We start from the raw sequence: 20,400 nt of genomic DNA, 5'->3' as shown, positions 1-20,400 counted from the left end.
CTTTTTAGTATTTTTATTCAGAATATTCGTCTTTTACTTTCTCTATTATTTTTAAATATTGACTATCTCCTAACCCATAGTGAGGGAAGAGAGAAAATAATTGCTTCATTAAATCCCCTAGCGGCTGCTCAAGATGCTTTTTTATATACGTCGTAATATCATTTTCTTCCTGTAAATAGTTAAAATATAATTGAATGCCCTGATACATGACGGGTAAAAGTGTAGCCTTCGGAAAACGATGGTGCATGAAAACTTCTTGATAGACCTCTAGATAGCCTCCTAACTCCAGCTCTGTTTCCTCCACATCATAGGTCGTTTCCTTGACCATATGGAAATAGACCTTGCCTTGATATCCTTGTTGTTCGAGAAAAGCAAGCATGGTCAATAAATTCATCTGACAAAACATATCATCCCCAAACCATAACACAATGCATTGATAGCCTTTTGTCCATAGAGGCTTCAAAGGATTCAATGTCATTTGCTCGTATGCCTGTAATGACACTTGATGCCCAGCCGCTCGGATTTGATTGAATTCCTCGCTGAAAATCGGGCTAGCAGTCGGATTCGTACACATGGCTTCATTGAAAGGTACATAATCACTATTTCCCATTAATTGATGTTTTGCAAATTCTTCATACATCATCTGACCATTTAATACATTCAAAGTCTCTTGATCAAATTGCTCAAAAATCTTTTCTTGTAATTCCTTAATTTTCAATTTTTGAGAAATGTCCATTATAAACCAGCCTCTTTCATCATTTAAATTTAACTTCACAAATGTTTGCATAGGCTGAGGAGACCTCCTATAATCATACGGGCTTATGCCAAAGACCCTTTTAAATGCTCTTGAAAAGGATTCCTGAGATGAAAAACCATAGCAGAAAGCAATATCAATAATTTTCTCCTCTGTCTCTTTTAATACCAAGGATGCAAGATAGATTTTTCGTAATGACATATATTTTTTAATCGTCATCCCCGTCATCTGATGAAATTTGAAAGAACAATAATAAGGAGAATAGCCCATCTCCTTCCCTAATTGCTCTAACGAAAACCCTTCTAAGAGATGACCTTCAATGCAATCAATCATCTCCTGTACGATGTTGTTCATCCACATCCCTCCTACTTTGATTATAGTAGAAGGCATCATTGTTTTTATGATATAAGTTGTGAATGTGCAATAAAAAAACTGTAGCAAACTTTTGAGCTTGCTACAGTTTATCCTCTTACAAATAAGAGCTTTATATATTATTAGGGGGATTTTAACTAGCTTTCAAGTCATGTTCGGTTTCCAATCAAACATTAATTAAGAGCAATAAGAAAGAAAGTTGGGGATACTTTCTTTCTATCAAAGAACAGAGTCTGTTTACCCTATTCAATGTTTTGGCAAATAGCAATCACTTGCTTCACAGCCTCAGCTGAATGCTGGAGAGCTGCTTGTTCTTCAGTTGTTAGGTGCAATTCAATCACAGATTCAATCCCATTGCCACCTAAAATAGTTGGTACACCTAAAAACAGATCGTTGTAGCCATACTCTCCTTCTAATAGGGCAATAGAGGGGATAATTTTCCGTTGATCTTTCATAATAATTTCTACCATTTGTGCACACGCTGCTGCTGGTGCATAGTAGGCACTACCATTGCCTAGCAATCCGACAATCTCACCGCCGCCCTTACGTGTACGTTCAACGATTTGTTGTAGTCGATCCTGGGGAATTAGCTTTTCTAATGGAATGCCTCCTGCATAGGAATAGCGAATTAATGGCACCATTTCATCACCATGTCCACCTAACACAAAGCCTGATACATCCTCTGGAGCAATTTGTAGCTCTTGTGCAACAAATGTATTGAAACGGGCTGTATCTAATACACCAGACTGACCGATAATCCGATTTTTGGCAAAGCCTGTTTCCTTATGACACACATAGGTCATGGCATCAACCGGATTACTTAACACAAGGACAATACTGTTGGGTGCATAGTGTTTAATCTGTCTTGACACTTGTTGAATGATTTTTGCATTTGTTGTGACTAAATCATCGCGGCTCATCCCTGGTTTACGAGGGATACCTGCTGTAATGACCACAATATCAGCACCAGCAATATCTTCGTAATGACTTGTCCCTTTAATCGACACATTGAATTTTTCGATAGGGCCTGTTTGTAGTAAATCCAATGCTTTCCCTTTTGTCGGGTTCTCCGCTTCTGGAATATCTACTAGCACCACATCGCCTAATTCTTTCTGTGCTAAAAATAAACTTAATGTAGCACCTGTATGACCTGCACCAATCACAGCAATTTTATTTTTACGAAATGCCATTATGCGTCACCTCTATTATCTGTCGGTGATGTTGTGTCTGCTGTTTTTTTAGCACGTGTTGATGCTGTTGTAGTGGCAGGCTTTTTCTTTGGTGCCTCTGGTCCTTTAATCATTTGGAATACTTCTTCATCAGGTCTCGGAATGACGTGAGCACCTAATAATTCACCAACACGCATGGCAGCAGCCTTACCAGCTTCCACTGCTGCTTGTACAGAACCTACGTCGCCCTTTACGACTATCGTCACAATACCACCATCGACGAATTCTTGTTTAACGATTGTCACATCTGACGCTTTAATCATCGCATCAGCCGCTTCATATGAACCAACTAATCCTTTGGTCTCAATCATACCAATTGCACTACTCATTGTCCTCACCTCTCATCACTTCAGTAGAATCAATAATACCAATGACCACTGCATCGATTGGTAACGGATTTTCTTTCATAATATAGCGTGATGACCCACCGCTTGTAATGAGTACATCATCACCAATACCCGCACCAATACGATCAGCTGCCACCATTTCTGTGCGAATCGGCTGTTGATTGGAGTCAATTGGTTGAATGATGAGTAGCTTTAAACCATTCAGCCCTTCCTCCTTGCGTGTTGCCCATACACTGCCTATCACTCTTCCCATTTGCATGAACTTCACCCTCTTTATGCGACACAGATTTTCTTATTACTCCGAACGGATTGTTAATGTTTTATTTAACTCTCGTAATTTATCATAAGCCAGTGCTGTCACAATCGTTTTCTTCGGGACCACAATTTCTTGTGCATCGATATCTAGCACTTCTATTTGTGAAAGTAGCTTTTTGTCATAATGATAGACAGATGGTTGCGCTACTTTCTGTATAGCTGGTGACTGTTCTTTCTCAGGTATGGCTGGCTCGCTTACTTGATGATGGATCATTTCAGCAAACGTTCCTTGTTGAATGAACCCTGCATTTGCTTCATCTGTATCAATATGCATTTCTAATCGATAACGCTCTGATACGCGGACGATCACATTCGATAAAATAATGGGGCGAATACCCCCTACCTTGATTTGTACAGACTGTCCATCTACTACATTGAATCTCGCACTATCCGCAGGGGACATATGGATATGTGCCTGTGCTACAATGAGTCCTTCATTTAACACAACACTCCCCTTTGGACCAATCAATGTAACAGGGCTAGAGCCTTGAATATCACCCGAAACTCTTAACGGGGGCTTCAATCCTATTTTCATTGCATCTGTCCAGCTTACTTCCACTTGAGACAAGGAGCGAGCTGGGCCCAGAATACGAACTCGCTCAATCGATCCTTTGGGACCAGCGATGACAACGGTTTCCTCCGCAGCAAATTGTCCTGGCTGTGAAAGCTCAAACTTTGGTGTAAGCTCATAATTCTCACCAAAAAGTTGCTCCACCTCTGCTTGTGCAAGATGGACATGGCGAGCGGATACGCCAACGGGAATTTTACCGTCATGTGGAGAGGAAGATTGATTTTTTAAAACTTGTTGCAGAACTTCTTCCACAATTTTTTGCACTAAATTTTCTTGCATCTTGCCTCCTCCTTACGATGATACTTTTACTAATCTACCTTGTGCTTGTTGTTCGATAAAGCCTGCATTTGCTTCATCTGTATCAATGTGCATCTCTAAACTAAAGTCATTTGAAACACGTACAACGACACCACGGAAAGTGACAGGTCGATCACTGATGACTTCCACTGAAACCAATTCATTATTGTGTACTTCCAATTCTTTGGCATCTTGTTCTGTCATATGGATGTGTGCCTGTGCAATAATGACCCCCTGCTGTATCTCCAACACTTTGTCTTGATAAAGTATTTTAATGCCTGCCGAGTTTTCAATATTTCCTGATTGCCTTAAAGGAGGGGTAACCCCAAGCTTCATCGCATCTGTGCGGCTGACTTCCACTTGGGTTGCTGGTCTTACAGGTCCAAGGACACGGACATTATGAATAATGCCCTTTGGCCCTTCGATTGAGACACGCTCCTTGGCAGCAAATTGCCCTGGCTGTGATAAGTCAAAATCCTTTGTTAACGTTGCATTTGGACCAAAAAGTGCTTGTAAATCCGCTTCACTAAGATGGATATGACGAGCCGAAATGGCCACTGGAAATGTTTTTGTCGCTGTTATCACGTTAGCCACCTCTATATTTCATAAATTGTTTTGACTTGGACAAGATAAGAGCTTTCCTACGGTTAGGTCAGCTCTCATGCTGATCCATTACGTCTTGGCATAATGGCTTCTTATCCAGTACGTGTTTTGTAAATGGAAGCTATATTGGCATTTATCTCACACCATCTATAGCAATAAGCGTCTCCTACTGAAAGAAGATAAATTATGCTTCTGCTTTTGGTAAAATCATTTCTAATTCGTGGTGTGGACGTGGGATTACATGCACAGATAATAGTTCTCCTACACGTTGTGCTGCTGCTGCACCTGCATCTGTTGCTGCTTTCACCGCACCCACATCTCCGCGTACAAGAACTGTCACGATACCGCCACCAACATGTACTTTGCCTACTAAATTAACACTTGCTGCCTTTACCATTGCGTCCGCTGCTTCAATTGCTCCTACTAAACCTTTTGTTTCTACCATTCCTAATGCTGTACTCATTTGTCATTCCTCCAAATTATTTATTTTGTAATGTGATTTGTTTTAATACTTGATCGACAATTTGCTGAACCATTGTCGTATCTAAAGAAGGTTCTTGTGCTACAACCGACTCGACAACGGACAGTACTTCAAATTCTGGTTTTGGCACTTCAACATCTTTAATACCGTACGCCATACGTTTAATATTTAATAGATGTCTTGCTGTTATATTATCTGACGTAATATTGCCGCCAAATGTACCGCAGCCTAATGTAAAGGATGGGGCTAGCCCCGTTGTGCCACCTACTGCACCGATAGATGATAATGTATTGACCACAATGCGTGATACTGGTAATTCAACGGAGAATTGCTCTGCTAATGCTGCATTTTCTGTGTGAATAGAGCATGTGTGTCCGCGTCCACCAATATTTAACAGGTCAATCATGACTTGCTTTGCTTCTGTACTGTTTTCTACTACATAAAGGGCAAAGATTGGTGACAATTTTTCAAGAGCAAACGGAATATTTTTACCGATCATCGTTTCCAATCCAACGAGTACTTTTGTATCGTCTGGTACCGTAATGCCAACAGAATCTGCTAAGCAAGTAGCTGATTTGCCGACAATCTGTGGATTTACTTTTCCAGGAACAGGCGAAATCAATTTCTCCATTTTGGCCTTTTCTTCAGCATTTAATAAATAAGCACCATTTTTCTTTAATTCTGTCTGCACTTGCTCTGCAATTGCCTTATCCACAATAATGGCTTGCTCTGTTGCACAGATTGTGCCATTATCGAACGATTTGCTTTGCACTAATTGACGTACAGATTTTTGAAGATTAGCCGATTTTTCGATGTAAGCTGGTACATTCCCTGGCCCTACACCATAAGCAGGTTTGCCAGAGCTATACGCTGCCTTCACCAATGCACCGCCACCAGTCGCTAAAATTAAATGAATGTCAGGATGCTTCATTAGCTGCTGTGTTGCCTCCATAGAAGACATCGTTAAACATTGTAGTAAACCTTCTGGTGCACCTGCTTTTTCAGCAGCTACTCGACAAATATCTAAAGCCTCTTTCGTACATTTCACGGCATATGGATGTGGACTAAGTACTAAGCCATTTCTTGTTTTTAAAGAAATAAGTGTTTTAAAGATGGCTGTAGAGGTTGGATTGGTCGTTGGCACTATACCTGCGATGACGCCAAAAGGACTAGCGATTTCGGCTACTTTTTTCATGCGGTCATAGCCCACAATGCCAACCGTTTTTAAGTCTTTGATATCCTCATAGACATCTCTTGAAGCCACTTCATTTTTCATCTTTTTATGGTTGGGAATACCCATCCCTGTTTCTTGCACCGCCATTTTTGCTAAACGGTCTGCTTCCTTAAAGGCAGCATCCGCAACAGCCTTCACAATGTTGTCTACTTGTTGCTGTGAAAATTGCATGTAGGCAGCCTGTGCTGTATTAGCATGTTTTACAGCATCTCTCATTTCCTGAATCGCTAATAAGTCTTTGTCTAATGTGGCCATAAAGCCGCCTCCTTTCTAGATCACTGGATTTCTAGCTACATTTTCAATAGCTTCTCTGAAAGCATTTGCCGCAGCCTCACATGACGATTGACTACCACTTAATAAGCCGCCACCAAAATTGGTTTCAGACGGAGGGCCAAAGAAAACCTTTAACTCCACATCTGCCGCTTTTAATGCTGCATCTAATCCAATCATTGCCTCTAATGGCGGTGCGATTAAATAAGCAAGTGGTGTGCCAACCTTTACATCTGCAAGCTCGGCAAGATACGTACCACAGCTTGCCACGGTATGGGCAAACAGGGCGTGATTGTCATTATGATTAATGGCTTCAAAGTACGTATCAAATTCAATTTTTTGTTGAATGGCATCAAGTCCACTACGAATTTCATCAGGTGAGCTTCCCGCAATGATGCCAATTACTTCACCTGACAATGGGCCAGATGCATGAGCCGCTCCCGCATAAAAACTCTTCGCATAGACAACATCGACATCTGCCTTTTTTGTTGCCTCGTCTAAGGCAACATAACCCACATCGTCGATTGTCAGTGTGACAAGTCCAATGCTGTGTTGATATGGCTTCAAATCTAACTGCTCTGCTAGTTCACTGTTCACTCTTGGAATGGTTTGCATCGCTAAAATTTGCGCCATAATTTTTTGAGGATTCATGGTTCAGCCCCCTAACCTTCTTTTGCGACAAGCTCTACACCACTTGCCTGATAATGCAAGATTTTTTCTACAATGGTTCCTAGATAAGCACCTGCTTCTAATGGTGGGATACCACCTTTATGGATATTTGATATCACCATACGCTCCGCTTCCACTGTACCGATTCTTGGCTTGTAGCATAGATACGCACTCATCGATTCAGCAGATACAAGCCCTGGACGTTCACCAATGAGATAAACAATCACTTCTGCCTGTAGCAGCTCACCAATTTCATCCATTAAAGCAACACGCCCTTTATCAATATAGAAAGTTGTGCCGATATCAATATTTAAATTGCTAAGACTTTGCTGAAGGGCTAAGTACACATCTTGCACATTTTCCTCAATCGCACTAGCACTTAAGCCATTCGAAATAATAATCTGTACTTTTGGTTGCGGCTTACATTTTTGCTGAATTAACGCTTTTGATTCGTCTGATAGACGACGACCTAAGTCAGGTCTTGTAATGTATTCCTCTTTATCCTTGACTTTCGTTGTGACCTGAAAGACATCAAGCTTTTGTAAAAGACCCTCGGACACTTCACCATACACGGCATCCACTGCAGCAGCATGATCGAGTCGGAATTTTAACCAAGTTTTTGTTTTTGGTCTTGTCCCCGCTCTTCCAACGCCAATTCGAGCAGGTGTATGTTTTTTAGCGGCTTGTACACTATCCGTTAACGTATCTGCCTCAAACTGAAAAGGCTTAATCGACACAGCTACATTGATGGGTTGTTCGAAAGTAGCAGTAGGAGCTACCGTCGCCTGCTGTGGAGCTCCATGCTGATACAGCTGAATTAATGGCTCCTGCGATGTTGCTCTTGATGTTGTTGTTTCTGTTGCCTGATGTGCTGCTGTATCATAAAACGTAATAAGAGGTTGTTCTGTTGGAGTAGCTACCGTTTCAGGCACTTGGCTCTCGGTGCTTTTCTCCATCTTTTCCATAACAAGCTGTGTAATCATAGAGACTAATTGATCATTCACTGGACTCACCTACCTTTCAAAAATGGATAAATCGCCAGCTCTTGCTGAAAGTCGACCATTTTCATAAATGCCCATTTTCTCTAACCATGCTAAATATTCTGGTGCTGGTTTTTTACCAAATGTTTGGAGTAATGTAGCCACATCATGGAAGCTCATTGATTGATAGTTGAGCATAACATCATCTCCCATCGGCGCAGCAATAATAAAGTTAACGCCAGCTGCTGTTAGTAGCACACTTAAATCTTCAACATCATTTTGGTCCGCCTTAATATGGTTGGTATAACAAATATCTACACCCATTGGAATACCGTGCATTTTGCCCATGAAATGATCTTCTAGACCTGCTCGAATAACCTGTTTATTATTGTATAAATACTCTGGACCGATAAAGCCCACTACTGTGTTCACAATGTAAGGATTAAAATGTCTTGCAAATCCATAATTGCGAGATTCGAGTGTTACTTGGTCAATGTCCATATGAGCCTCTGCCGATAGCTCTGAGCCTTGGCCCGTTTCAAAGTAGAATAAATTTGGGCCAGTACCCGTTCCTTGCTTTTTAATGAGCTCCTCTGCTTCTCTTATTAAATCCGCAGAAATACCGAACGAACGGTTGGCAATTTCCGTCCCAGCAATACTTTGGAAAATCATATCTGCTGGTGCGCCTTGCTTAATTGCTTTCATCTGTGTTGTGATATGAGCTAGGACACAGTTTTGTGTAGGGATGGACCAGTCATTGATAAATTCTTTTGTAGCCGTAAGTACCTTTTTGACACTTTCAACTGAATCATCTACAGGATTAATACCGATAACAGCATCTCCAATACCATAAGACAGTCCTTCTTTTAGTGAGGCGATGATGCCATCAATATTGTCTGTTGGATGGTTTGGCTGTAGGCGAGAGGACAGTGTCCCTTTTTGCCCAATGGTAATATTACACGTTGACAGTATTTCTACTTTATTGGCTGCATGAACAAGATCTAGATTTGACATGAGCTTTGTGACAGCAGCAATAATTTCTGAATTCATCCCTTTGCTTAATCGCTTTAATTCACGATCCCCTGTGTCATTCGATAAAATATATTCACGCAGCTGCTCGATGCTCCAGTTTTTGATTTCTCCATAGATTTGCTCATTAATATCGCCCTCAATAATGCGTGAAACCTCATCATTTTCCTGCGGCACTAATGGATTTTCTCGGATATCTTTGACTAAAAGCTCACTTAATACAGCTTTAGCTGCGATTCGTTGTTGAACCGTCTCAGCTGCAATACCAGCTAGCCGATCGCCTGATTTTTCTTCATTGGCCTTAGCCATTACATCTTTTAATGATTTAAAATTATATTTTTCTCCACCAAATATCACCGATAGATTCACATTCATCCTCCTTACTTTGAGTGGAAGGCAAGGGTCTTCACCACAACAGGAACAACGCCAGATGGCAGAGCCTCTCCAATGTCGATATAATCGCCCGTCTCCACTTTAATTTGATCGATGCAAATAATTGGTACTGTCGCATGAATGGCTTGTATGGTCTGTCCAATAATCTTTGCGTAATCTGATTGAATGACTATGATAATTGGTATGTCCTTGGAACATCTTGTCGCCAAATGTTGCAAAATAGCCTGGCACAATGCATGTACATCCTGAAAGCTTAAATACGGCAATTCGCTAAAATAGAGTGCGAAAGGCGAACGATTATCCTGGATGGAAAATAAATCATCTGCTCGTTCTACGGCTGTCTTCACCGTAGTATTAAAATCTTTCGCTGACTCCATATGGCAGTTGAAAACAGGTACATTTTTTAGTGGTAACACCTCGGCATCTACCTGAATGGTTGCCCCGCTAATTTCAGTTGTTTGTGTACCTGCTCCAGTGACTGTTGCACGTGCTGTTTCTTCTGGTCGTAGCCATAAAAACGATTGTAGTTGCTCATGTTGTATAAGCATTTTCGCTAATTTTTCGCCTATATCATCATATTGGCGCTGAGTACATTCATTTTCATAAATACAGGAAGCTACACCACCAGAAAAGACGATGGCATCCACTGGTTTATGCCAGTTCGGTAAATGCCCTAGTAATAATGGATGCTCTCCATCGGTACACTGTCCACTAAGAATCATGGCAAGTGTTCCAACCATTTCGTCAATACATTGTGAAACACGAGCATCATCGGCCGCATCACCGACAGCTAACGGATTAGCCCATTGTTCCATTAGTCGCATGAGTGGCGGAGAAATTGATTGAACCCTCCCATCCTTAAATTCAATCAATCTACCACCAACATGTAAGGTACATGTACCAATAACTTCTCCAAACTGCATCACAGCAATATTGGCAGTTCCTCCGCCAATATCAATATTGGCAATCACCTTAGCTGAATTCTTTGATTGCTGTAGGGTACCAGCCCCTTTAGCAGCAATGATGGCCTCTAAATCAGGACCAGCGGTAGCAACTAAAAAATGACCTGCACCATCGGCAATGGTATGGACAACCTCGCTTGCATTTTCCTTCGTGGCCGATTCGCCTGTAATAATAATGGCACCTGTTGAAATGTCAGTTGGTGCGATTTGTGCTAATTGATATTGCTGAAAAATAAATTCTTCAATTTTTTTCATATCGATGATGTCTCGATTGATAAAAGGTGTTTTAATGATTGGACTTTGATGTAACACCGTTTTCTCAATAATTTCAATCCTTGGCACATGTGTCACACCAGCCACATTCTTTAACAGAAAACTACTGACCACCATTTTGGTAGTACTTGTCCCAATATCAATGCCTGCACTAAATATTTTTTCAGTTTTCACCCTATACCTCCCTCTCGCTACTGTGAGCAATACATGAGATACGGACTATCGCGATCCTTGACGAATTGACGAATTTCTTCCTGTGTCGTAAGTTGAATCAATGGTTCAATCAACTCGATGCCTAACTTTTGCCAGGAAGAGGTTTTCACGATGGGCCCATGTGTCATCACATTTTTTAATAAGGCTATAGCCCTTTCCATATTGGCATTAGGGGCATCTATCTTGGTAATAACACCAATCTGTATTTTAGGAATCCCTAAGCTAAATTGCGGAGGGAACACACTTCTTGCAGAGGTGGCATCCTGCAAGTAAATGACATGGGTTACTTCCAATGATGTTGCCATAATATTCCTGTAATACATTGGATTTTCAACATATTCACCTGGTGTATCAACAATCCAGTCATCATAAACGAGTGCTTGTGTTTTATTGGCACTGCTTTCTTTACCCAACAAAGTATTCATCAATGTTGACTTTCCTGCCTGCACACCGCCTATTATCATTACTCGATTTTTCATATGACACATCCTATGATTTTGTTATTTTTGATGGTGTATAACCTAATACCTCAGATAAAAAACGATTAATTTCTAACATCGCCATTTCCACCTCTGATACACTACCAACAATAACGAGACTACCTGTAAAACGATCTAAAAATCCTAGTCTGACATTGGCAGCCTTTGTCGCTAAATCTCCTGCGATAATCACCGTTTCACTTGGGGTACACGTCATAATGCCCAGTGCGCCCGATTCTTGGATACCCAGCTTTTGAAACATATCGGGATCAGGATTGGCTATAAGGTGACTCAATGTTAGCTGTTTACCCGGCACAAACTCCTGAATAAATCTTTTTTTCTCTTCACTCACACGTCATCACCTCACTTTTTAATCAATTAAGATTTTTGATCTGTTAAATATTCGCCTTCTTTAATAATGCCTGCCTTGCGATCCTCAATTTCCAGCCTTAATGCAGTTGGTACAGAAAGCTTATAAGCAAAAATAATCGCAATAACACCGGCTAAAAACTTCCCAGCGATTACAGGTAAAATAATGGTTGGCTGGAAGTTAGCTGTGAATGATAAGTGATCGCCTAATAAAAAGGCCGAACATACACCAAACGCGATGTTAATTACTTTATCCTTCGGTGGCATATGGCGAATCAGTGTAAACATCGCCAAAATATTAGCAATTGTTGCTAAAATCCCCGCACTTCCTACAGATGATAAACCCAATTTTTTACCAGCCGCTTCAAGTGGTTTGGAAGCATATTTTCGAATTAAATACACCATTGGGAACGCACCCGCTAGCATAATTCCAATATAACCAGCTGTTTCTAATGCCCGGAATTGGTCGATTTCATCAGCCATGATTGGATCGAAGCCCCACGCACCAAATATCTTTGTAAAAATACCTGTAAAAATCTCTACAATCGAGAACACTAACACTAATTTAATCCCCGCATCCATCACGCGTCCGAATATCATGAAGCCTGCAATCATACCGTTCGGAATAAGCTTTAAGCCTAGTGCGATTAAAATAACGAAAATGAATAACGGTAGTAAATTAATTAATATTTGTAAAACAGAAATGGCAAACACATAGGTAGGTGCCTCTGTTGTACTAATAACTTCACGTACTTCTGTGTTAAATAGCACGATCATGATCGAAGAAATAAATGCACCAATCGGAATTGTTAATACGCCAGCCATAATACCTAGCGCCATATATTTATGATCACGCTTATCTAACATCGCAAGACCCATTGGAATTGAGAATACAATGGTAGCACCTGACATAAAGCCAACAACAAGAGCCATTACCCATCCCTCATAAGACTCCTTTAACGCATTGGCTAATTGGTAACCACCCATGTCCGAGGCTAAAATCGTCGTCGCTGCAATCGCAGGATCTGCACCAATTAACTCAAAAATCGGACTAATAAAATGACTAATAAACCATGTTAAGTAAGGTATAGCTGCCATGATCCCTGCTGCTGGGACAAAAATATGCCCAACGGTATGAATCCCATTCATAAATTCTTTCCCAATCCCATACTCAGCATCTCGGATAGCCCCGATTGCCCCTAAAACAGCACAAATCATAATAATATAAACGATAATCGTTCCTATCATTGCCATCTTACTCATCACCCCTTTTTCATTATTAAATTTATATAAAAAAAGGCACTTTAAAGAAGAAATCTCTTTAAAGCGCCTTTGCTTCAACTATTGACTTGTAAGGTGTTTATAATTTGCTGTGCAATGTGTACCATTTCCTGTTGTGTTTGCATGCTTTCATTGCGAATCTTACGGTAAGCCTCGTCCTCACTAATGTTTTCAGCCTGCATGAGCAAACCCTTTGCTCGTTCAATGATTTTTCGTTTTTCCAATTGTGTTTGCTTATGTAAGATCTCGCCATTGAGTCGGTTAAATTTATCAATTTGATGAAAAGCAACCTCTAACACAGGCAACACATTTTTCTCAGAAAACGGTTTCATGACATAGCCTAATATATTGTCTTGCTTCATGTATAGCAACAATTCTTTTTCACTGTATGCCGAGATGAAAAGAACGGGTATACCAAGCTGTTGTTCAATAATTTTACTTGCCTTCAACCCATCAAGTTTAGGCATTTTAATGTCCATTAAGATTAATTGCGGTTTATGTAAAAAGGCTAATTCAATGGCTGTTTCCCCATTACTCGCCTGTGCTACTACTTCGTAGCCATTGTCTTCTAACATAAACTTCAAATCAATCGCAATCAGTGATTCATCTTCGACAATCATAACTTTCCTAGTCATTTACGATAAATACCTCCTCACTTACAGGAAACTGAATTTGAGTATGTGTACCTTCTTCACTAGGGATAATTGAAAATGAGCCAGCTAAATCATACTCTACAAGCCTTGTGATAATCTCCATCCCAAAAGATGCCTTCACCTCTTGCATTCCAACGCCGTTGTCAGAAATATGGAGTGAAATAGTAGACTCTTCCTGAATGAATTGAATATCAATGGTTCCTTCATCACGACCGATAAAAGCATACTTTAATGCATTTTGCAGGAGCTCGCAAATAATGAGTGCGAGAGATACCGCTTTTTTTGAATGACAGAATAGCTGCAAATTATCATGTTGAAAGGCTAGTTGAATAGTTGCTGTATTGGACGTATCAATCATTTTATGACCAATTTTTTTAGCTAACGCGATAACATCTACTTTTTCTTCAGCGTTATCTTCATTTTCTAAAATAAGCTCATAAACAGATGAAATACTATATATTCGATTTAATGCCTCTTGAAAAGCACTTGCATTCGCAGCAGACCGATCATTGCGCATTTGCAGGCGTAATAAGCTTGTCACTGTCTGAAGATTATTTTTCACGCGGTGGTGAATTTCTCGTATCGCAAAGGTTTTCATCATTAACTCATTTTCTTTCAGCTTAAGCTCTGTTAGATCATGAATAATGAGTAGAGTGACCTTCTCGTTTTGACTGCGAATCGGAATTTTCTTTACAATAAAGGATTTACGATCAATTGTAATTTCTAAGAAAAAGACATCATCGCCTTTATCATAGACTTCTTGTAAAAAAGGTAAAATTTTATCCAATGCAACATTGTCAAAGTTCTCTAATCCCGATAGCTCAGAAATAAAATGATAGCCAGCAGGATTGCTATAAATCACTTTATTTTCATGATTGGTGAGAATTATGGACTCTACAAGTAAATCAGAAACAACGGGTATCGGTTGCGGATTCGGTTCTACAATATGCTCAATTAAAGCAAAAGGCATATTTTGAAAATCATCTTTCGGTGTCGTTTGCATCTTCACCATTTTTTCCTGAATCAACACAGCAATCACTTGCTGTTGCTCATTAAAAATAGGCATCACATTTTGCTCTACCGTAATCCCTTCCTGCGTAATCGCTCTGGAAATAGAAGATTTTTCTTGATGTTTGAATGCAGCAAATACAGCTGGTTCAAAACTTTCAAATACGAATTTTCCGATAACTGATTTTTCATATAAACCAATTTCCTTTTTCGGGAATGCCTCTGCCACAACAATTGCATGCGGTAAATTTTCCAGCAGGCAATCTATGAACATATAACAATCAGTCAACTCAGCATAATACGTTAGCGTAGCTTCAATTTCTATTAACTTGTCAATATCCGTTGCCGATAGATTTGTATATTTTCTACACAATGATTGAATGTTCGACAGGTTTAAGCCCCCTATCAAGGAATAGTCAGCAAGCAATTTGACTATTCTTAAAAATTCTTGTCATTATTATAAACCTTTTGTGAAATTATTTTCAATACAAAAAATATTTTCTTTCACCAAATTTCGTTGCATTACAAAGAACTATATAGCTTAAAAGAGAAATATTCAACAGTTTTTTAAACCACCACATTATATCCATACCCATAATGTTATTTTAATATATTAAAAAAGCGAGCTTACCTTTATGGCAAACTCGCTTCTTTCTATTTTATTTCTGGTACAACCGCTACTATATTTTCAAAGGCTGCACGTTGTTTTTGTTCTTCTTCATTTAATAAAATATGAATATCTCCATGGTCATTAGATGTACGGATTAAGCGACCCATCCCTTGCTGCAAGCGTAGTTGCATGAAAGGTAGTTCCACTTCTTCAAATGGATTTTCAGCAAACGTACGTTTCGCATCAAATAATGGATCCTGTGGAGGAAATGGTAAATCATAAATAATCACACGTGTTAAGGCTTCCTCAGGTAAATCTAAGCCTTCCCATAAATGATAGGAGCATAATGTTTTAATAGTCCCCTGCTGGAAATCTCGAACAATGGCGGATAGCTCTCGATCTCCTTCAAATGCTACATACATACGCTCCATAATCGGCAATTCTGCCTTAAAATTTAGCATGGCTTGCTTTGATTTAAATAAAATCAATGTTTGCTCGCCATCACGCAGCAATTGCTGAACACGCGCTGTTTTGTCACGTTGCGTAAGCTCATGTAAATAAATTTTCATCACTTCTTCATAGTCGAATGGAGAAGGCACAGAAAATGATTGGTAATCGCGAATACCTAAACTGTAGGCAATGTAAGAAAAGTCTTTATTGACCGATAATGTGGCAGAAGAAAAGACGATTGGAAGCTTTTTAGAGAATAATTTTTCTGCTAAAACTTCTGTGATTAAACGAGGCATAATGACAAGCGTTTCCTCGCCATCTGTTTCCTCTAACCAATCCACCGCATCTCCCTGTGCTATGAAAATACGTAAGGAAGCCTCATATTGTTCTAAGTATTCTTCCGCCATATTTAACTCATATTCAGGAATCATATACATTTCTGATTCAAAGACGAATTCTTCCATCAAAACTTCCACATCATTTATTAGCTGCTTCCCATAATCAAGTAATGCTTTCGATTTGTTTATACGTTTACGATCCTCATTTGAAGCAACGATATCATCACGAAGCTGATCAAAAAATAGCTCATGATCATCCTGTAATTTTTCCATCGCATACAGTGTACGCTCGCGTACGCCATCTACCATCAATCGCTCTAATAATTGTACGATGGTAGTTGCCTGAACTTTATATGTCATTGCCTTTTGCGCAGCATATTCCAATAAATGCCCTTCATCTAACACAATCATCGATACCTCTGGCAGTAAAGCAAGCTGACCTTCACGCTCACGAGATTCCTTTGTAGCCAAATGCTCCATTAAAAAATCCTGAGAACAAATGACAAGATCTGTTGATTTACGATAATGGGAGCGATGCAACGTTTGCCCACAGCGATTACGCAGCTCACAAACAGAACATTGCATAATGGCATTGTAATTCACTTTTTGCCAATCCTCATCACTAACCGTTGGATAGTCACTACGTTCTCCATATGGCTGTAAAGCAATCATAGAGCCTTGTGCATAGACACCATCAGGGATGGAAAAGGCAATATCATCAATCCATTCATCAGTCTCCACTTTTTCTGCTTCCTCAAAGCGTTTTAAGCATAAATATTGGTCTCTCGATTTTGCAAGACGAACATCTATATCGAGCCCTAACGTTTTTTGGAGTTTATAAATATCGCCCCCCTCTTTCACGAGTTGGTCGATTAATGTTTCATCTGCACAAGCAATTAGCGCAGGCTTCCCTGTGTAGCGTGCATAAGAGATGGCTGGTAATAAATAAGCGATTGTTTTCCCAGTTCCTACGCCTGCCTCTGCAAAGAGGATATTTTTTTCTTTCAGTGCTTGCTCTATTTGATAAGCCATAAAAATTTGCTCATCACGGCATTCAAAGCCTTTTTCAGGTAATTCATCATAAAGGACATCGCCCATCCAATCACCTAATGATTCAAAAAATGAACGGTCCTTTGATAATGCAAATGGTAAAGATTTACGCAATTGATGTTCCCCCTCTAACTATCTGGTGCTATTATACGCGACGAAACGGAAGATAAGAAAAGATCTTATCTTCCGTTACTATTCGTTAATCTCTTTTAGACTTTTGACCCCAGAACTGATAATAATTTGTTTCAATAAAACCATTAAATAATTTTCGTTTCTTCGTCGCTTGGCGTCCATATAATTCTTCAAAATTTTTCATGGAGGATAGCATATACACAGACCAAGATGGATAGTTTTTCATGACTTTCCCGACATCACGGATTACCTGCTCCACGACTTCTACATCACCAATACGTTCTCCATATGGTGGGTTCCCAATCATGACACCATCCGTTAACTGTGTTGTAAAATCGCGTGCTTGCATTTGCTTAAACGTGATTAACTCACCAAAGCCCGCTTCTATTGCGTTTTCTTGTGCAATGCTGACCATACGATGGTCAATATCAGAACCAATAATTTCTAATGGCTGATCATAATTGGCTAAACTTTCCGCTTCATCACGGACTTGATCCCAGATGGCCGCTTTCATCCAAGGCCAATCCTCAGAAATAAATTCACGGTTATACCCTGGTGCAATATTTTGTCCAAACATTGCCGCTTCAAGTGTAATAGTACCAGAGCCACAGAATGGGTCAACGAACGGACGATTTGGATTCCACTTCGAAATTTGCACAAGTGCCGCCGCTAACGTTTCCTTTAACGGTGCCTCCCCTTGTGCCTGACGATAGCCACGCTTATGTAAGCCTGCGCCAGATGTATCAATAGTCAGTGTCGCCACATCTTTTAAAATCGAAACCTCAATTTTGTAAGTCGCACCCGATTCATCTAAAAAGCCAAGTCGTTTATAATGCTGTTTCATTCGTTCAACGATTGCTTTTTTGGTAATTGCTTGGCAATCTGGTACACTAAATAATTTCGATTTTACAGATTTCCCTGAAACCGGAAAAGCCGCATCCACAGGTAAATATTTTTCCCATGGTAATGCTTTGACACTTTCGAATAATTGCTCAAAAGATTTTGCTGGGAATTGTCCAACGACTATCTTGACACGATCCGCTACACGCAACCATAAATTGGTGCGTGCGATAGCCGTTTCATCGCCCTCAAAATATACTTTGCCATTTTCAACAGTTGTTTCATAGCCAAGAGCTTTTACTTCTTGGGCCACAATAGACTCTAAGCCCATTGCTGACGTAGCTACTAATTGATAGTTTGCCATAACTTATTTCCTTCCTTGATGCTCAATTTCCCAAAACTCCATAAACTCAATGAGATCGTTTAATGGTAATGGTTTGCTGTAATAATAGCCCTGGATAATATCACAGTTCATTTTACGTAGTATATCCACTTGTTGTGCCTGTTCTACACCCTCAGCAACAACTTTCATTTTTAGGCGATGGGACATTTGAATAATCGCATCTACAACTGCCTGTTTTTCATCGAGTGAGCCAATATGCTGAATAAAGCTTCGATCAATTTTTAAACAATCTAATGGAAAGCGAACTAAATAGCTTAGGGATGAATAGCCTGTCCCAAAATCGTCGATTGAGATTTTAAAGCCTAATTGTTTCAAACGAACCAATTTACTAACCGTCTCGTTCGCACTGTTCATCACCGTTCGCTCCGTCACTTCTATTTCAAAATTATTAGCTGGCATATTATAGCGCTCTAATATGGCTTGTATCGATTCTAAAAAATTCTGCTGTTTAAAGTGTATACTCGATATATTAATGGCAACAGGTATTTTCCAACCCTGTTGCTGCATTTGAATAACTGCCTCACATGCTTTTTCAATAATAAGCTCACTTAACGGAATGATTAAACCCGTATCCTCCGCATAGGAAATAAACTCCGCAGGTGACACAAAGCCTAACCTCTCGCTATTCCAGCGAGCCAGTGCCTCTAAGCCTTGAATTTGCTCATCTTCCATCGAAATCTTCGGCTGAAAATGCAGCTCAAATTCACGGTTTTCTATAGCTTTTCTTAGCTCTGAATCTAGCAATAAAACGCGCTGTGCGTCTGTTTGTAGTTCATCAAAATAAAAGGAATAGCCGTTTAATTCATTCTTTTTGGAATAGGTCATTGCTCGATCTGCACAATTGATGAGTTGTTCTGTATTTTTACCATCTACTGGATAAACACTAATACCCACACTTGTCGACATAAAAACTTCCTGACCGTTAATCATCATTGGTTGTTCGATACAACTAATAATTTGATCAGCAAATTTTGCAGCCTCTTTCACATTTTTCACATTGGTTAAAGTAATGACGAATTCATCGCCACCATATCTAGCAATAATGTCTTTGTTTTTTAGTAGCTGTTTTAGACGATTTGCTACTTCTTTCAAAATTAAATCTCCAACAGCATGGCCTAATGTATCATTAATTTGCTTAAATCGATCCAAATCTAAGAAATAGATCGCATGCTGCACTGAATGAGAAATAGCAGAAGTCGATTCTAAGAGATTATCCATTCTTTCAATATAGGCAAAACGATTGGATACATCTGTTAATGAATCCGTAAGCAAACGCTTTTCTAATTCGTTTTCTACTATTTTTCTTTCAGACAAATCTGTGAAAATACCACAGTAATTTGTAACCTCACCCTCATCGTTGGTTACACAAACAATTGTTAACCATTCAGGATATACGTCTCCAGTTTTACGACGATTCCATATCTCACCTTGCCAAATGCCTTCTTGTCGTATCTGTTCCCACATCTCTAAATAGAATGGCAACTCATGTACACCTGATTGTAATACGGCTGGCGTTTTTCCAACCACCTCATCACGTGTATAGCCTGTAACAAATTCAAAGGCAGGATTGACCATTACTATCTTTTTGAATTCATCTGTAATCATGATACCTTCAGATACATTTTCGAAGATTTTAAGTATTAAGGTAGTCGGATATTTAGAAATCAGCTTTAGTTTATCCATACTTTCCCAATTGTTTACTCCGTTCATGTTTCCGCTCCATCCTATCTCTCTATACTCCCCCTCAAAGGGCATTTATGTCAGGTTAACCGGTATGTAATCCATTCCGCCTCAG

General features: G+C 39.7%; 20 protein-coding genes. All 20 read right to left on the bottom strand.

The window, feature by feature from the left end; all coding sequences use genetic code 11:
* Positions 1-13 precede the first annotated feature (13 nt).
* Positions 14-1,108, bottom strand: a complete 1,095-nt coding sequence (locus NV349_RS07815) for a helix-turn-helix transcriptional regulator (protein ID WP_271912863.1) — start codon at positions 1,106-1,108, stop codon at positions 14-16.
* Between the two features lie 260 nt (positions 1,109-1,368).
* Positions 1,369-2,316: a malate dehydrogenase gene (gene mdh / locus NV349_RS07810; RefSeq protein WP_058845099.1), complete on the bottom strand. Its 948-nt coding sequence runs from the start codon at positions 2,314-2,316 to the stop codon at positions 1,369-1,371.
* Positions 2,316-2,684 carry a BMC domain-containing protein gene (locus NV349_RS07805; protein ID WP_058845098.1) on the bottom strand — a complete coding sequence of 123 codons (369 nt, stop codon included), beginning with the start codon at positions 2,682-2,684 and terminating at the stop codon, positions 2,316-2,318. The genes mdh and NV349_RS07805 overlap by 1 nt, the downstream gene beginning before the upstream one ends.
* Positions 2,677-2,961: a EutN/CcmL family microcompartment protein gene (locus NV349_RS07800; RefSeq protein WP_036118365.1), complete on the bottom strand. Its 285-nt coding sequence runs from the start codon at positions 2,959-2,961 to the stop codon at positions 2,677-2,679. The genes NV349_RS07805 and NV349_RS07800 overlap by 8 nt, the downstream gene beginning before the upstream one ends.
* Positions 2,962-2,997: 36 nt before the next feature.
* On the bottom strand, positions 2,998-3,867 hold the full coding sequence (locus NV349_RS07795) for a phosphate propanoyltransferase (RefSeq protein ID WP_058845097.1): 870 nt from the start codon (positions 3,865-3,867) through the stop codon (positions 2,998-3,000).
* A gap of 12 nt (positions 3,868-3,879) precedes the next feature.
* The gene (locus tag NV349_RS07790; RefSeq protein WP_051891578.1) at positions 3,880-4,470 is read right to left on the bottom strand and encodes a phosphate propanoyltransferase; all 591 of its coding nucleotides are present in this window, start codon (positions 4,468-4,470) and stop codon (positions 3,880-3,882) included.
* Positions 4,471-4,672: 202 nt separating this feature from the next.
* Entirely contained in the window at positions 4,673-4,951 is a 279-nt protein-coding gene (locus NV349_RS07785) for a BMC domain-containing protein (RefSeq protein WP_004269321.1), read from the bottom strand.
* A gap of 16 nt (positions 4,952-4,967) precedes the next feature.
* The gene (locus tag NV349_RS07780) at positions 4,968-6,458 is read right to left on the bottom strand and encodes an aldehyde dehydrogenase family protein (RefSeq protein WP_271912860.1); all 1,491 of its coding nucleotides are present in this window, start codon (positions 6,456-6,458) and stop codon (positions 4,968-4,970) included.
* A gap of 15 nt (positions 6,459-6,473) precedes the next feature.
* Complete coding sequence (gene eutL, locus NV349_RS07775) at positions 6,474-7,124, bottom strand: ethanolamine utilization microcompartment protein EutL (protein WP_036118375.1); 651 nt, start codon at positions 7,122-7,124, stop codon at positions 6,474-6,476.
* Positions 7,125-7,135: 11 nt separating this feature from the next.
* On the bottom strand, positions 7,136-8,146 hold the full coding sequence (eutC, locus tag NV349_RS07770) for an ethanolamine ammonia-lyase subunit EutC (protein ID WP_271912857.1): 1,011 nt from the start codon (positions 8,144-8,146) through the stop codon (positions 7,136-7,138).
* Between the two features lie 9 nt (positions 8,147-8,155).
* On the bottom strand, positions 8,156-9,526 hold the full coding sequence (locus NV349_RS07765; protein WP_051891580.1) for an ethanolamine ammonia-lyase subunit EutB: 1,371 nt from the start codon (positions 9,524-9,526) through the stop codon (positions 8,156-8,158).
* Between the two features lie 5 nt (positions 9,527-9,531).
* Positions 9,532-10,953, bottom strand: coding sequence for an ethanolamine ammonia-lyase reactivating factor EutA (locus tag NV349_RS07760; protein ID WP_036118394.1), 1,422 nt, complete (start codon positions 10,951-10,953; stop codon positions 9,532-9,534).
* Between the two features lie 17 nt (positions 10,954-10,970).
* Complete coding sequence (locus NV349_RS07755; RefSeq protein ID WP_036118397.1) at positions 10,971-11,471, bottom strand: EutP/PduV family microcompartment system protein; 501 nt, start codon at positions 11,469-11,471, stop codon at positions 10,971-10,973.
* A 10-nt stretch (positions 11,472-11,481) separates the two neighbouring features.
* A complete protein-coding gene (gene eutS, locus NV349_RS07750; protein WP_036118401.1) occupies positions 11,482-11,823 on the bottom strand; it encodes an ethanolamine utilization microcompartment protein EutS in 342 nt (113 codons plus the stop codon).
* A gap of 26 nt (positions 11,824-11,849) precedes the next feature.
* A complete protein-coding gene (gene eutH, locus NV349_RS07745; RefSeq protein WP_036118404.1) occupies positions 11,850-13,094 on the bottom strand; it encodes an ethanolamine utilization protein EutH in 1,245 nt (414 codons plus the stop codon).
* An 83-nt stretch (positions 13,095-13,177) separates the two neighbouring features.
* The gene (locus NV349_RS07740) at positions 13,178-13,756 is read right to left on the bottom strand and encodes an ANTAR domain-containing response regulator (RefSeq protein WP_036118407.1); all 579 of its coding nucleotides are present in this window, start codon (positions 13,754-13,756) and stop codon (positions 13,178-13,180) included.
* On the bottom strand, positions 13,749-15,209 hold the full coding sequence (locus NV349_RS07735) for a sensor histidine kinase (protein WP_051891581.1): 1,461 nt from the start codon (positions 15,207-15,209) through the stop codon (positions 13,749-13,751). The genes NV349_RS07740 and NV349_RS07735 overlap by 8 nt, the downstream gene beginning before the upstream one ends.
* Positions 15,210-15,436: 227 nt before the next feature.
* Positions 15,437-17,344 (bottom strand): ATP-dependent DNA helicase, encoded by a 1,908-nt coding sequence (locus NV349_RS07730; protein ID WP_089933170.1) that lies wholly within the window; start codon positions 17,342-17,344, stop codon positions 15,437-15,439.
* Positions 17,345-17,429: 85 nt separating this feature from the next.
* Positions 17,430-18,566: a THUMP domain-containing class I SAM-dependent RNA methyltransferase gene (locus NV349_RS07725; RefSeq protein ID WP_036118413.1), complete on the bottom strand. Its 1,137-nt coding sequence runs from the start codon at positions 18,564-18,566 to the stop codon at positions 17,430-17,432.
* A 3-nt stretch (positions 18,567-18,569) separates the two neighbouring features.
* On the bottom strand, positions 18,570-20,315 hold the full coding sequence (locus NV349_RS07720) for a putative bifunctional diguanylate cyclase/phosphodiesterase (protein ID WP_036118414.1): 1,746 nt from the start codon (positions 20,313-20,315) through the stop codon (positions 18,570-18,572).
* Positions 20,316-20,400: the final 85 nt, after the last annotated feature.

The sequence above is a fragment of the Lysinibacillus sp. OF-1 genome (genome assembly GCF_028356935.1).
Classification (GTDB): Bacteria; Bacillota; Bacilli; order Bacillales_A; family Planococcaceae; genus Lysinibacillus; species Lysinibacillus fusiformis_D.
Note: the sequence above shows the minus strand (reverse complement) of the source record. Positions and strands in the feature narration are given on the sequence as shown.